The sequence below is a fragment of the Pandoraea sputorum genome (assembly GCF_000814845.2).
Lineage (GTDB): Bacteria > Pseudomonadota > Gammaproteobacteria > Burkholderiales > Burkholderiaceae > Pandoraea > Pandoraea sputorum.
Genome location: NZ_CP010431.2, coordinates 5,194,697 through 5,209,300, shown reverse-complemented (window position 1 = coordinate 5,209,300; position 14,604 = coordinate 5,194,697). Strand labels below are relative to the sequence as shown.

The window sequence follows — 14,604 nt, the reverse complement described above, 5'->3', positions numbered from 1 at the left end:
TTTACGCATCATGTCGTTGTTATGTGTGGTGTCGGCTTGCCGTGATTACAGCGCGGCGAGGGCCTTCGTGGCGTCCGACGGCACTTCGATGCCGTTGCTGCGCGCGAAGTCGATGGCGTTCTTGAGCGCCTTGCCCGCTTCCGTGACCGAACCCGGGAAGTTCGACACGACGTAGGCTGCGCCGCCCAGCGACGTCAGCGCCATCGGCGATGCGCTCTTCATGTTCGTGCCCATCGACGTGACGTCGTTACGCATGCCGGCGTAGTGCACCATGCCCAGCGCGAGGTGGCCGAGGCCCTGTGCGAAGGTCTTCTTCGAAGCGTCGTCGAGCACCGGCTTTTCCTTGAGCTTCGCTGCAATGGCGCCGCTCGTGTCGCCCACGGCGTTCACGGCCTTCGACGCCGAATCCTTATCCTGCGTCGAACCCGACGACAGTTGCGCCACGACAGCAGCGGCCTGCTCGGCTTGCGTCTTCAGACCCAGCGCTTCGCCCATCTTGGCGTTCGCGTTGAGCACGTCGACGTTAGCGGCGACATAGTTCTTCACGAGTGCGGCTTGCTGGCCGCTCAGGTCCACCGAGCTGTCCGACTTGCTGCCGCCGCCGACCAGGCTGGTCAGGCCGCCGAACTGCGCGTACGCAGCGCCCGAAACACCAACGAATGCAGCTGCAACGGCGCAGGCAATGATCTTCTTCATGAACGTCTTCTCCACAGGGGATGAATGAAACGGATTAGTGAGTCGTGCAATTAACGCAAGCTGAGATTGGTGATCTGGCTGGTCAACTCGCGTGAGGCGTTGTTGGCGGCAAGACGCAGCGCATTGGTACGCGCTTCTTCTTCCGTCGGGCCGGTACCGGCGTATTGCACGGGGCCGACCGACGCCACGGTGTCGGGAATGGTCTGACCGATGTCGAGCAGCTTCGCGTTGACCGTGACGGCCACGCGCATCAGGCCGGAGTTCGGATCGCGGTCGGCGAGGCCGACGTCGAGCGTGCCCAGCGCGATGTAGGCCATCTTCGCCACGCGCATGCCATTGACCATCGACGCGAGCGTTGCAGGCTTCAGATCCATGCCGCTCTTGTAGTCGTTCTCGACGTTGGCGACCTTGAACTGCCCGCCGGTGTACGGCTCAACCAGTGCCGCTTCGTTGACCTTGAAGCCTGCCTTCGCGAACGTCGACGTGAAGACTTGCGACAGGTTGGCGCTCGGAATGAGACGGTAGGTCGAATCGGTGGCGCGACGCGTGGTGCTGCCGCCGGTCTCGACCGACGCAGAGCTATGCATCGAAGCTGAGACCTTCGAGTTCGTCGACGCATTCGTGCCAATCGAATTGCCGCGAATGTTCTCGCCTTCGACGCCTTGCTCGGAAGCGCTGACCTGGGCATTGACGTCCGCTTTACGGTCGATGCGCTTGTACACGCGGTCGTCGTAGGCGCGCGATGTGCCGACTTCGCGCGACACGAAGATGAACGCGAGCGGCGAGCGTGCGGCCGGGCCGCCCTTGACGACAGCGGAGTTCGACTTCACGGCGTTGCGCAGGTTGGCGACGTTGAGCGAGACGCGCACGGCCACCGTGTATTGCTTCTTGTCCGAGTTCTCGTCTTCCGCGAGGATCGTCGAGTCGAGAATGTAGCGATCCGGCTCGGCGAGAATCTTCTGACGAATCGCGTCGAAGTTCTCCGACTCGGCTTCACCGGCTTCGGCGTAATAGAACTCCACGGCTTTCAGTTGCGCGGCCGACAGGGCGCGCGCCTTGTCGTCACGCGAGATCGACCAGCCCTCATAGGTCACGGTGGCCTTGCCCCGGGCTTGCTGCACCTGGGCCATCGCGCTCGATGCGAACAGCGCCGCAGCGAACATCAGCATCAGTTTCTTCATCACTTGCATAGCTTCATCAATCCCATCGTCTTGTCGATTTGCGACGAAATGTCCGACGCCGAAGCGGCAGACTTCACCCATGACGTGTCCTTACCGGCCACCGATTCGGCCAGCTTCACGAACAGTCCGTTGACGGAGTCGTAATACGCGGGGAAGTCGTCCACCCACGTTTGCGATGCCGGTACTGGCTTCACCTCGCCGTTCTTGAGCGACGTGTTGAGGTACGTCGCGCCGGTCAGCGGCTCGCGAATGGCGATATCCGCATAGCTGCCGTAGATGTACGCGGTGCCGACGGCGTTTTCGCTGTACTTGATCTTCTTGAAGTTCTTGAGCGAGACATCGATTTCGTAATCGGGCTGCGGCAGCTTCAGGTTGTAGATGGTGCCGTCCATGATCTGCATCGACATCACGTTGCCGATGGCGTAGCCCTTCGAGTACGGCACGACCGGCACGCCGACGCGCGTGGAGATGGCCTCGCTCACCATGTCGGCGACCCAGGTCTGGGCGGCGGCAGGTGTCGCCTTCAGATAGTCGGGCAGGAACGCGGCGGCTTCGGGTGTCACGTCGACGTGAGTGACTTGCAGGTAGCGCGGGGCCTGATCGGGCAACTGGGCCTCGGCAACGGATGACGCGAAGCGCGCGTACAGTCCGGGCTTGCCGTTCGCGCCGTCGTACACCATGCGCACCCGGTCGAGGACCTCGGCACGCGTCGGCTCATGGTCGAGATTGTCGACATAGCCGAAGCTGACCGGATAGGAGCGCAGCACCGTCATCGACTTGAAGTCGAAGAACAGCACCTGACCGCGCAACAACACGAAGAGCTTGCGAATCGCACCGAAGCGTTCGACGGAGACCGTCTCGGTATTGACGACGAGCGACACAACGAGTGCCTGATCGCGTCCCTTGAGCTGATCGATCGGACCCGTGGTCAGCTTGAAGTGCTGCGCAGGATTCTGATTCACGGCGGCCAGCAGACGCTTGTAGGGCGAGTCACCCGTGGCCTTCAGGCTGGCTTCGTAAGCGCGCGAATAGGGAAATCGTTTGTCGATGCTGGCGGCGTCGCCGCCGTAGGCTGCGCCTGCAAAGGTGACGGTCTTGTCCGTCGTCTGGGCCAGAGCCTGCCCCGCAAACGTCATTGAGAATGCCATCGAAATAGCGACAGCAAGACGGAAGAGAAACCCGTCGGCTTTCATGTTTTTATGCTCCCCCGTTACGCATCCGCAACTAGCGGACGCGAGATCGCGGAATACTGGATTACTAACGATTTGCCGTCAATCAAATGCATCGGCTTCCTATCTAAATTGATAGGTACTTCGCCGGACGTCTTGTATGGGGGATGTAGGTGGGTTGTCGGGGGCTGTTACCGGGAGGAGTTGCGGGTTTTCCCCAAATGCGCTATAGTCACGCCTCTTCGCACGGGGGTATAGCTCAGCTGGGAGAGCGCTTGCATGGCATGCAAGAGGTCAGCGGTTCGATCCCGCTTACCTCCACCAAACGAATGACGATTTTTGTCCCCTTCGTCTAGAGGCCTAGGACATCACCCTTTCACGGTGAGTACAGGGGTTCGAATCCCCTAGGGGACGCCATCTAACGGCAACGGTGTGACATTGGCACATCGAAGTCGACCGGCGTCAGATTCGCACAGCGTCGGTAATGCAAAACAGAAAGCCGGGTGTCTTCACGACATCCGGCTTTTTTGCGTATTTTTGGAGTTTTCGATGAGCAAACCCGCGCTCACTCTCAAGTTCAAGTGCACCAAGTGCGCCAAACCCGTCACGCTGTACTTGCAGAAGACGACCGCCTGCTCACACATCACGCCCTATCAGGGCTGGTGCAAGTGCGGCCAGTTGATGCGCCACGCCACGGGCGACAAGGATGCCGTTGCGTCGTTCGTCGACTCGATGGACCCGCTCTGGTCGCACCACCACCATCACCATCATTGAGCGTTGGCAGGCTAACGGGCTAACGGGCGGCGCTCGTCGCTGAGCGCCCGCCGATCCACGCCAGACGCCGCCGAAGGAACGTCTGTGCCGGTGCTTCGAACACGCGGAACACCCCGCGCGCGAGCGAGAACACCGCGATCAGATACGCCACCAGGAACCACGGGTTCAGAGCGAGCGTCGCGCTCGACATGCCCATGCGGTGCAACACGATCACCGTGGCCAGTTGCAGCGGGAAGTGGATGAGGTAGCTGGAGTAGGTCGTATTGCCCAGATTGGCGATGGGCCGTGCCAGCCGCTCGGGAATCCACGGCTCGATCGCGTGCAGCAGAACGATCGAGACCGGTGCGATCACCGTCGCCGCCAGATATTTCGTCCCGCCGAAGGCCGCGCAGAACACGATCAGCCCCACATAGGCCAGACAGCACAGCACGACCGTCGCACGACGGTGCTGCTCGATCACGCCGCGCAACCGCTCGTAGATCAGATGCACTGCGCCGCCCATGAAGAAATAGAAGGCGCAGAAGACGATGTTCGATTCGCTGCCCTTGATCTGCAGATGGATCAGCGATCCGCCCGCTGCCGCCGACGCGCACATCAGCAACAACGTCCACACCAGCCCGATGCGGCAGAAGCGCGCGAGCAGGAAGAACACCACGTAGATCACGATTTCCGTCGAGACACTCCACACCGGCCCGTTAAAGGAGTCGGTGTACGGTGTGAGCCAACCGGACGCGAAGATCACGTTGACGAAAAAGTCGTACGGCGTGTTGTACGGGTAGACGAAGAATGCGGCGTTCTCGCGCACGTAATACGCCTGCAACACCGCCACGGCGATGAGCGTGACGATATGCAACGGGTATAGCCGCGAGAAGCGATTCAGGAAGAACAGGCCGCCGGAGACCTTGCGCGCGACGATCTTCGACAAATAGCGATTGAAGAAGATGAAGCCGGAGATCGTCCAGAAGACGTTGACGCCGAGCCATCCGAAATCGTAGAACGGATGCAACAGCGAGTAGAGCGGCTGCGCGCTGCGCACGACGTCGATGGACGCCGTCTCCGGGCGGAAGAAGAAATGCTGGTAATGCCAGATCAGCACCGCGAACGCGCTGAAGAAACGCAGAATCTCGATGCCGACCATCCGGCCTTTGGTGCTGCTCACTGCGGCGTTCACCGCACTGTCCACGCCATTACCCGTCTTGCGACTGCCCATCAAACTACCCCGGTCACTTGATACCCGTTCCGTTGCCCAGCAGCTTCTGGACCATCTTCAGTCCCTTACGGACCACGGCGGAGTATAGCTCGGCGCCCTTGAGTACCGGATCGACGTGGCGGTCGTACGGTTGAATCTTGATGGGGAAATACGGCGAGAGCTTCGCCACCACCTGGTCGAGCGGGATCTTCGTGTTGCTTTGAACTACGGCAAACAGGCCGTCGCTCTCGGGCGCGAAGTAGTGGGCGGCGTCCCACTCCTGCATCTTGTCGGCGAACCACACGCTTTCGTCCGCGTGCAGCGTGCGCTGCGGCGGCACGGCTTGCGTGTGGTACTTGTCGAGCAGCCCGGCACGCTCGGCGTTGAGCCAGTACAGCGTGTATTCCGTCCAGTCGATGGCGTAGTTCGCGAGCAGCACGCGCTTCCAGTCGGTGCCGTTCACGGCTTCGAGCCGCTCCTGCAACGACACGCACAGCGAGCGCGAGAGCGTGGCGGGCGTCCACCACACGCCTTCACGATCCAGGTGCGGATCGACGTCGAGCAGCTTGGCCGACGCTTCCCAGTAGTACGGCTCGACGCTGCGCCCCTTGAGGTGGGTAATCGCACGTCCGTCGACGATCAGCGAGTCGTAATCGAAGTGATGGGTGGCGAAGCAGTCGGGATCGAAGATCAGGAAGTATTCCGTCTCGATCCACTCCGGTGCATTGATCTTGATGATCTGCTGACGGTGCCAGTTGCGAATCTGGTGACGCTGCGAGAACTCGTTGAACGCGCCCATGTACAGCGATTCGTCGATCACTTCGATGGGGAAGTCGGACCACGCTTTCGCGTAGCCGCGCACTTCCTCCACTTCGTCGTGCGGCACGATGATCACGAAACGATGGAACAGCGACGGCGTCGTGAAGTGGCGCAGCGACGAGAACAGAATGTCGCACCGGCCGATGTTGTCGGCGTAGTGTCGTCCTCGTGTCTTGATCGGCAGAATCGCGCTGATTTGTTGCATGTTGGGCTGAACCGACGACTAGAAGAACCGGTAGATGAAGCTCGGAATATATCCGCGACGATGCGTGAGCGCCACGCCGATCAGACGGCCACCGGCGTCTTCGACCTGCGCCTTGAGCCCGGCGATGACCGGCTTGCGCGTGGCTTCCGCGCGCACGACCAGCACCGTAGCGTCGGCCAGCGGGGCGTTTTCGATGCCGGTGAACGACTGGCTCGACGGCGGTGCATGGACCACGATGTAGTCGTGCGACTCACGCAGGGCATCGAACAGACGCGTGACCAGTTGCCACGACGACGGCACCGCGCCACTGTGAGGCTGCGCCACGACAATATTGTGACCATCGACACGGGTGAAAGTCAGATCGGCCAGCACGCTCGATTCGTCGGTGCCAGTCGGCTTGACTGCGTCGACGCTGGCCGTGCCGCTGCCACCGTTCGACGGCCACTCCAGCAGACCCTGCGCATTCGGCTTGCCATACATCGGCGAATCCGGCGTGGACGCGATGTCGAGAATGAGAATCGGCTTGCCGGAGCGATGTTCGAGTTCGCTGGTCAGGCCCTGTATGACCGAAGATAGACCGTCGTTCTTACCGGTGGACAACGCCATGACAACCTTGGCGACGCTGTCCGTGCTGCTGTTGATCGCAGCAATCATGCGGCCATAAGCCAGATGCGCAGGCCGCGCGTAAGCCGGTTCGACGTTCGCGCCGACACCGCCCGCCGCACCTGCGGCCGTGGCTCCCCGACGATCGCCGCCCAGCAACACCGGGGCGTTCACCACCGGCAATAGCAGGGCGCGCTCGACTTGTTCGGGGCTGAGGAACGTCTCGCGCAGGCTCGACATGATCAGCACCGTCAGCGCGGAGATCAGCAAACCTGCGGCAATCGATGCGGCGATCAGCAGGCTGGCCGAGACGCTGCGTTGCGACGGCGGGAACGGCGCCTGAATCACGCGCACGTTGGTGCCGTTGATCTGGCTGACCTGACCCTGCTGCACGCGGGCGAGTTCGACCTGACGCGAGCGCTCTTTGAAGCTGTCGGCAAGAATGTCGCGACGCGCCTGCAATTGGCTGAGCTGGCTCGACACGTCGCTCATGCCTTGCAGTTTGTCGCGCGTTTCCTTGATCTGAGCTTCGAGCGCGCTCTGCTGTGCGACGCCACCGGCAATGCTGGCGTTCAGCACGGCCAGACGTTCCTGCACGACGTCGAAGTAGTTGTTATGCCCCATGCGCGTCGCCGTCATCATTTCCTGACGCTGCTTCGCGATATTCGCGCGCATGTCGGCGATCTGCTTGTCGAGCTGCACGACGAACGGCGACGTCGCCATGTAGCGCGACGCGAAGTCCGCACGTTTGTTCTCGAGTTCGCTCAGCGAGCCTTGCAGAATGTTGATCGCACGGCTGGTTTCGGAGTCGTCCGTGTAGATCGGAATCGTAGTGCGGACATCCTTCGTCGACGATTGCAACGACTTCAGTTCGCTGCGGTCCTGCGCGAGCTTCGCATCGGTTTCGAGCTTGCGCTGCACCAGTTGCGACTCGAGCTGCACGGCGCGCGACGTCTGATCGTCGATCTTCACGATGCCGTGCTTCTTCTGGAACGCGAGCAGATCGCCGTCAGCCTTGTCGAGTTGCTTGCCTACGTCGTCACGCTGGCTGACCAGCAGATTGACGCGGCCTTGCGTGAAGATCGATGCGCGCTGACGGAAGTACTTGTCGAGCAAGCGAGCCAGCGCATCGGCGGCGGCTTTCGGGTCCGTATCCGAATACGTCAGCGTGATCGTGTTCGCGAGATCGTTCTGCTCGATGTGCAGACGCTTCTCGAAGTTCTGCAATTCGCGGTCGATGTCGCTGGCCGTCGCACCCGGTCCGAGCTTCGAGAGAATGACGTCGCGATGCAATTCCGGACTCGACAGAATCTGCGCTTCCACGCCATTGAGCTGGCCCGGTGGCGGTTGCAGCGATACGCCACCGTTCGGATTGTTGGTCTGGTCGTAATACCCCGCATTGAGCACAAGCAGTGTGGCTTGTGCGCGATACGGAATCGGCACGAAGAGTGCAACGAGCACACCGAGCGCCACGATGGCGAGGAACACCGTCGTTGCGATCCTGCGGTAGTAAAAAAGTGTGTTGAGGTAGTCCCGGATCGTCACGTCGACGACCGCGGCGTGCCGGTCAGGCCTTGTTCTAGTCGTAATTGCCATAGGGATGCAAGAAGCGGAAAGGTTGCCCGGCGATGGTTGATGGTTTCAAGGCGCATATCTTACGCAAGAAAGTCCCCTTAAAGTCCCCCTAAATCGGGCATTATCGTAAATCTGACGCTGATTTATCGTGCTTGGCGAGACGGCAGAAGTGCACTAGAGTACGGTCCAAACCGTGAAACCACCTCGGCCTCGTGCCATCTGTCCCATGAATATGCTCCGCCCGGCCTGCGTACTGGCGCTGATGACGCTGACGGCCTGCTCCCACACCTGGGTCGACACCAAATACCAACAACCTGATCGCTTCGCGACGTGGGTCGACGCCACGCCGAGTCCGTACAAGTTGTTGCCTGGTGACGACATTTCTGTCGTGTTGCCCTTCAACATCGAACTCAACTACAAGGGCCGTGTGGCCCCTGACGGCACCGTCGCCATGCCGTTCGCGGGCAATCTGCCTGCGGCCGGACAGACGCTCGCGCAGTTCGGCGATACGGTCAACCGAGCGCTTGCGAACAACCACATGACGGCCAACGCGATGGCGATGGTCGCCGTCACGCAAACCGCTGCGCACGTCTTCGTCGGTGGTGAAGTCGGCAAGCCGGGTGAACTCGCACTCACGCCGGGCATGAGCGTGATGCAGGCGATCATCACCGCGCAAGGTTTGCTCGACACCGCACGTACCGGCGAAGTCGTGCTGATTCGCCGCAGCCCGGACGGCCGTCCGATGTTGCGCACCGTCGACATCAAGACACTCACGCAGCAAGGCGATCCGGCGCAAGACATCGTTCTGCAATCGAACGACACTATCTTTGTGCCGAAGTCGTCCATCGCCGAAGTGGATCTGTGGGTCGACCAGTACATCAACAAGGCATTGCCGTTCAACAAGAACGTCAACTACGACATCAACGGCGCTCGTAGCTTCTGATCGCCTGAGGTCAGCCGTCGCACGATGTTCGCGACGGCTGATGTTGTCGAGTTCGCAGTGCAAACCCGTCAAGTCTACTTACCGATTTCAACCGCTTCGTGACAGCTGCGCAGCCCTCTCTCGAAATGAAGCCCGCCACCTCCGGTGCGATGTCCGACGCGACCAGCACGATCGACTTAGTCGACGACGTGCCGGAAGTCTTCTCGGGTGGCTTGCCGCGCACGTTCGTCGTCGGCATTCTCGTGGCGCTGCTCCCGCTGTTCGGCCAGACGTTCCACTACATCACGGCGTTGTACCCGTTGTGGGCGCTCTCCAAGGCGTTCCCGATTCTGACGTTGCCGCTCGTGCTGCGACTCGGCAGTCAGCCGCGTTTTCCGATCACGCGCCAGGTGTTGCTGAGCTTCGCGTGGCTTGTGCTGGTGCCGAGCTTTGCGGCGGTGATTTATTTCCACGAGAGTTTCTTCACCAGCGTGACGGCGCAGGTGAAGCTGTTGCCGATTCTGTATTTCTTTTCCTTTCTCGCGCTGCTGCTCATGCTCAAGCCCACGCTGCATGAGTTGGGACGCAGTTTCGTGATTCTCGGCGCGGTCATTGTCGGTGCGCTGATTCTCATGTGGCTGCTGGTGCCTGCGGACTGGTACAAGGAAACCTACGTTTTCGGACAAGCACCGTTTTTCACAAACGACAGTCGCGGACATCGCATCCGGATGTCGATGTACTTCCCGTTCATTCTGTTGTTTTTCTGCTATCGCCGCGCGTTCTTCGAGCGCCATGTCGGCTATCTGGTCAGCGTGCTGATCTGTCTGGCGGTAGCGCTGCTGATCGTGAAATCACGCGCGCTCGCCATCGGCATCATGGGCGTGCTCGTCATCAACACGTTCGTGTGGGCGCGCCCGCGTGCGCGCATCGGGCTGATGCTTGTGGCGCCGATTGTGCTGGTGGGCGTGTTCTCGATGGGATATCTCGCGACCATCTTTAGCGCCAATGCGGAAACCGGCTTCGATACGCGCCGCATCTCGGCGCTGCTCGCAACACGCTTTCTCGGCAACGATTCGCTGCGCTGGCTCTTCGGCGTAGGTACGATCAGCCCGGCGAGCGGCGACACGCTGACCACGTATTTCCACCACTTCTTCTTCCTCGCCGACATTACGTGGCTCGGGATCGTGTTCGAGTACGGGCTGATCGGCGCGTTCGTCATTCTGTGTTTCCAGTTGCGCGGACTGTTTTTCTATCGGCGCTTGCGTGTGGAAGTCGAGGACGATTTCCTCGGCGCGCTGTACGACTATTTGCTCTTCGTGCTGCTGGTGTCCTTCTTCTATCCGCCAACGCTCGCCCCGGGTGAGACCGCCGTGATTCTGGCGATCTTCGTCTACGTGTGGCGTGTGGGTGGCTTCGACCGTCGTGCCGTCCCCCGGAGTCTCCATGCGCGTGTTGCCGCGCCGTAGTGCGTCTTCCCAGTCTTTCCCGTATTGCCGCGTCATTCCCCGTCTGATTCAGCTTGCGGTCGCGGGCGTGATGCTGTCGTGCGCCGCGTGCACCAAAGCCACGCCCGGCGGACCGCTGCCCGTGGAGATCGCCGTGGACGCGGCGGCCAACCGGCATCCGATCAGTCCGCTGATCTACGGCATCAACTTCGGTACGACGGCGATGTTGCAGGATCTGCGCGCGCCGCTGAACCGCTCGGGCGGTAACAGTGCGTCGGCGTACAACTGGCGGCTCGATGCGCGTAACGCCGGTCGCGACTGGTATTACGAGAGCCTGCCGGTCAATCCGGCGGACATCAACGATCAGTTCGGCGACCGTTTCGTCGCGTTGACGCAGGCCGCCGGTGCGCAGCCGATCGTCACCATCTCCATGCTCGGCCGTGTGGCCACGCTCTCGCGCTCGCGCGACCGGCTGGCCAGCTTCTCCATTGCCAAGTACGGCCCGCAGCAGAACCACGACGTGGACGGCATGACCGACGCGGGCAACGGCATTCTGCGCGACGGCACACTCGTGAAGAACGATCCGGACGACGCTACCGTGCCCGACGATCCCGCGAGCCAGCAGGCGCGTGTGACAGCACTGGTCCAGCAGTTCGGCCCGGCGCGCGCGGGCGGTGTGAAGTACTACGCGATGGATAACGAGCCGAGTCTGTGGCAGTTGATCCACAACAACTCGCATCCGACGGGCGCGCACGCCAGTGAGATCGCCGCCAAGGTGATTGCGTATTCGCGTGCGGTGAAGACGGCGGACCCGGGCGCCAAGGTGCTCGCGCCGGAAGAGTGGGGCTGGAACGGCTATCTGTACAGTGGCTTCGACCAGCAGCATTCGGTCACGCACGGCTACGCGCAAGCGCCGGACCGGCTGGGCGAGACGGGCGGCATGCCGTACATTCCGTGGCTGCTCACGCAATGGAAGAAGGCCGGTCGTCCGGTCGACATCTTCAGTCTGCACTTTTACCCGCAGAGCAAAGAGTACGAGGAACCGGCCGACGGCAATTCGACCGAGATCGCGCTCATGCGTAACAAGTCGACGCGCAATCTGTGGGATCCGAATTACAAGGATCCGACGTGGATCAATAGCGTGGTCGCGCTGATTCCGATGATGCGTCAGTGGGTGGATACGTATTACTACCCCGGCACGCCCATCGCGCTCACGGAGTACAACTGGGGCGCGGATACCCGCATGAACGGGGCCACGGCTCAGGCCGACATCCTCGGTATCTTCGGGCGCGAGAAACTGGATATGGCCACCCGCTGGGGCACGCTCGATCCGTCGATGCCGGTCTACAAGGCGATCAAGCTGTATCGCAATTACGACGACCACGGCGGCGAATTCGGCTCGACCAGCGTGTCGGCCACGGTCCCCGATCCCGATACGGTGTCGGCGTTCGCGGCATTGCGTGCGAAGGACGGTGCGCTGACTGTCGTCGTCGTCAACAAGCAACTCGAGCGCGCGGCACAGGCTAGCGTCTCGCTGGCCAATTTCGCCACGTCGGGCACGGGCGAAGTCTGGCAACTGGCGGATAACAAGCTGACGCGTCAGCCAGACGTTACCTATTCCGGCAGCACGCTGCGCGCCGATCTGCCGCCGCAGAGCATTCTGCTATTCGTGCTTCGCAAGGCGGTGAACTGAGATGTCGGACACGCCGAACACGTCCGCGCCATCCGCGAAATCCGGGGCTTCGATGCTGCGCGGCAGCGTGATCAGCCTCGGCGTACGGCTGCTGGATTTGCCGAGCCGGTACGGCTTTCACCTGCTCATTGCGGCCGCGTTGGGCGTTGTCGAGACGGGTAACTTCTACATCGTCTTCAGCACGATGGTCGCGCTCGCAGGCTTCGGGCGTCTCGGCATGGATCAGGCGCTCACGCGTCAGTTGGCGATGGACATCGCATCGGGTGAGTCTGCCGCCGTGCGGCCGACGATCCGTCGCGCGCTGATGCAGGTGTTCATCGCGTCGGCGGCCGTCTCGGTGCTGCTCGCGGGTGGGGCGGCGCTCTTTGCCAACGACATCCTGAAAAAGCCGGAGCTTGTCGTGCCGCTCATGCTGGGTGCGCTGTCGTTTATCCCGCAGAACATGGGGGCGGCGGTGGCCGGTGCGCTCGCGGGATTGCAACGCGTGGGCTTCAGCCAGATGATCTACTCGTGGCTGTGGCCTGCGGTTTTCTGCGTGGCGGCGATTCCGCTGGTGGCGACGGGCAAGCTGACAGTCGTCAATACGCTGATCCTCACGGCCGCAAGCTTCACGGTGGCCGCATTGGTGGGTGCGGTGCTGCTTCGCCGTTTCCTGCGCGACGTGCCTGCGGGTGAGCCGCATGGCGCGATTCCCGGCTTGCTCAAGCCGGGTCTGTCACTGTTCTCGCTCGAACTCACCAAGCTGCTGATCACATCGGCACCGGCCATTGTGCTCGGGATTGTGGCGTCGTCGCGCGAGACGGGTCTGTTCGCGTTGGCGTGGCGTCTGGCGCTGGTCGTCAACATTCTGATCAGCGGTGTGACCGGCATGGCTGCACCGCGATTCGCCAGTCTTTACGCGCGTCAGGATCTGCCGGGGCTGGAGCGCAGTGCGGCGCAGGCCATCGGCCTGGTGTTGTGTCTGGCGCTGCCGGTGACGCTCGGCATGCTCGTCATTCCGCAGTTCCTGTTGGGGCTGTTCGGTCACGGGTTCGACGATGGCGCGAGCGCCTTGCGCGTACTTGCGCTCGGTCAGATCGCTGCCGCGTGTTTCACCGCGATGCCAGAATTGCTCGGCATGACGGCACATACGCGCGCGCTGATGCGTATCAACGTGGTGTCGGTTGTGGTGCTGCTCGTGGGTCTGGCCGCGCTCACGCCGATGGGCGGCAGTGTCGGCGCGTCGGTTGCGGCGTCGCTGGCGATTGCCGTGAACGGTGCCGCCGCCGCATGGGCCGCACGCCGCTTGCTCGGCGTGTCGCCGTTCGCGGCGCTCTGGCGGTGGACGGCGGGGCGGCTGTCACGTCGTTGACTTGACCGATCGCTACGCCCCCGTCGCGTCGTAGCGACCGTCTTACCGGTCGCGCGCTGCTTCCGCCTGAACCGCATCGCGCCAGGGCGTCCACGACAGATCGAACGTCTTTTCCGCGCGGCTGCCGTCCAGCACGATGTCCTGCTGCCACAGACGTGCGAGCGACGGCGGCAACGGCGCAGGCAATCCCTTCACACCGATCTTTCGTCCCGCGATTTCGGCGATCTTCAGCGCCGGGGCGACGAGCTTCGTTTCGATCTTCAGCCGACGTCCGCCGATGCGCTTCACGGGCGTCGCACCCAGCGCCATCGCGTACGCGGTGAAGTACTCGTTCCAGCGCGGCGAGCCGGTCATGGCGAGGTTGTAGGCGTGCCCACCTGCGGCCGGGTTGCGCAGTGCGTTCAGCGCGACCTTCACGACGTCGTCCACGTGCACGAGGTTGCTATGCGCGTCGCCTGCGGCGCCGAGGTCGCCGAGGCGGCCTGCGCGCAGCAGTTCGGCGATGCGTGCGGACCATTGCGGGCTGCCGCCTCCGTACACACATCCCGGACGCAACACCGTCACCGTCGGCAGACCCGCCAGCGCCTGCTCGGCTTCCACTTTGGCCATGCCGTAGGGACTCGCTCCTGCGAGTGCTGCAGATTCGTCGATGTGCCCCTCGGCAACGCCATACACTGCCATCGAGCTGAAATAGACGACAGGCAGCGGCGTGCTGCGTGCGTCCAGTGCCTGACGCAACGCGCGGGCATTCGCCACGATCGTCTCCGGTGACCCGGCGACGCAGTTCACCAGACCGTCGACATCGGCGAGCGCTTCGGCCAGCGAGGCAGCAGACAACGCGTCGACCACGCGCATGCCCGCACCCGGACGGCGCGACGCAGCGACAGGCTCCGCCCAGTCGCTGGCGGCGAGCGCGTCCACGATATGGCGGCCGATAAACCCGGTCGCGCCGGTAACAAGAATGCGAGCTTTCATAGGGCGG

The 14,604-nt window shown here is 62.2% G+C and carries 12 protein-coding genes and 2 tRNA genes; 7 read left to right on the top strand and 7 right to left on the bottom strand.

What is annotated here, in order from left to right:
• Window positions 1–45: 45 nt before the first annotated feature.
• Genes NA29_RS23000 through NA29_RS22990 form a run of 3 tightly spaced genes read right to left on the bottom strand, consistent with a single transcriptional unit; the run spans window position 46 to window position 3,070 of the window.
• Window positions 46–696, bottom strand: coding sequence for a hypothetical protein (locus tag NA29_RS23000; protein ID WP_039393490.1), 651 nt, complete (start codon window positions 694–696; stop codon window positions 46–48).
• Between the two features lie 50 nt (window positions 697–746).
• Window positions 747–1,886: a hypothetical protein gene (locus tag NA29_RS22995; protein WP_039393489.1), complete on the bottom strand. Its 1,140-nt coding sequence runs from the start codon at window positions 1,884–1,886 to the stop codon at window positions 747–749.
• Window positions 1,877–3,070 (bottom strand): hypothetical protein, encoded by a 1,194-nt coding sequence (locus NA29_RS22990; protein ID WP_039393488.1) that lies wholly within the window; start codon window positions 3,068–3,070, stop codon window positions 1,877–1,879. Before NA29_RS22990 ends, NA29_RS22995 begins: the two co-directional genes overlap by 10 nt.
• A gap of 224 nt (window positions 3,071–3,294) precedes the next feature.
• Here NA29_RS22990 and NA29_RS22985 point away from each other — a divergent pair.
• From NA29_RS22985 to NA29_RS22975, 3 genes are all read left to right on the top strand, one after another.
• Window positions 3,295–3,370 (top strand) — tRNA-Ala (locus NA29_RS22985).
• 17 nt (window positions 3,371–3,387) lie between these two features.
• A tRNA-Glu gene (locus tag NA29_RS22980) sits at window positions 3,388–3,463 on the top strand.
• Between the two features lie 132 nt (window positions 3,464–3,595).
• Window positions 3,596–3,820: a hypothetical protein gene (locus tag NA29_RS22975; RefSeq protein WP_039393487.1), complete on the top strand. Its 225-nt coding sequence runs from the start codon at window positions 3,596–3,598 to the stop codon at window positions 3,818–3,820.
• A 19-nt stretch (window positions 3,821–3,839) separates the two neighbouring features.
• On the opposite strand, the gene NA29_RS22970 is transcribed toward NA29_RS22975, so the two are convergent.
• From NA29_RS22970 to NA29_RS22960, 3 genes are read right to left on the bottom strand one after another with little or no spacing between them, the layout of a single operon-like run.
• On the bottom strand, window positions 3,840–5,030 hold the full coding sequence (locus NA29_RS22970; protein ID WP_052252340.1) for an acyltransferase family protein: 1,191 nt from the start codon (window positions 5,028–5,030) through the stop codon (window positions 3,840–3,842).
• A 13-nt stretch (window positions 5,031–5,043) separates the two neighbouring features.
• Complete coding sequence (locus NA29_RS22965; protein WP_039393485.1) at window positions 5,044–6,033, bottom strand: DUF6492 family protein; 990 nt, start codon at window positions 6,031–6,033, stop codon at window positions 5,044–5,046.
• 18 nt (window positions 6,034–6,051) lie between these two features.
• A complete protein-coding gene (locus NA29_RS22960) occupies window positions 6,052–8,181 on the bottom strand; it encodes a GumC family protein (protein WP_072633362.1) in 2,130 nt (709 codons plus the stop codon).
• A gap of 256 nt (window positions 8,182–8,437) precedes the next feature.
• Between NA29_RS22960 and NA29_RS22955 the strand changes: the two genes are divergently transcribed.
• The 4 genes from NA29_RS22955 to NA29_RS22940 all read left to right on the top strand — a co-directional run bounded on the left by NA29_RS22955 (window position 8,438) and on the right by NA29_RS22940 (window position 13,622).
• Entirely contained in the window at window positions 8,438–9,154 is a 717-nt protein-coding gene (locus tag NA29_RS22955; protein ID WP_052252339.1) for a polysaccharide biosynthesis/export family protein, read from the top strand.
• A 125-nt stretch (window positions 9,155–9,279) separates the two neighbouring features.
• A complete protein-coding gene (locus tag NA29_RS22950) occupies window positions 9,280–10,599 on the top strand; it encodes a hypothetical protein (protein ID WP_052252338.1) in 1,320 nt (439 codons plus the stop codon).
• A complete protein-coding gene (locus NA29_RS22945) occupies window positions 10,577–12,271 on the top strand; it encodes a glycoside hydrolase family 44 protein (protein ID WP_231965090.1) in 1,695 nt (564 codons plus the stop codon). The genes NA29_RS22950 and NA29_RS22945 overlap by 23 nt, the downstream gene beginning before the upstream one ends.
• A 1-nt stretch (window position 12,272) precedes the next feature.
• On the top strand, window positions 12,273–13,622 hold the full coding sequence (locus NA29_RS22940) for a lipopolysaccharide biosynthesis protein (RefSeq protein WP_039393482.1): 1,350 nt from the start codon (window positions 12,273–12,275) through the stop codon (window positions 13,620–13,622).
• Window positions 13,623–13,664: 42 nt separating this feature from the next.
• Here NA29_RS22940 and NA29_RS22935 read toward each other — a convergent pair whose 3' ends face one another.
• Entirely contained in the window at window positions 13,665–14,597 is a 933-nt protein-coding gene (locus NA29_RS22935) for an NAD-dependent epimerase/dehydratase family protein (RefSeq protein ID WP_039393481.1), read from the bottom strand.
• Between the last annotated feature and the right edge of the window lie 7 nt (window positions 14,598–14,604).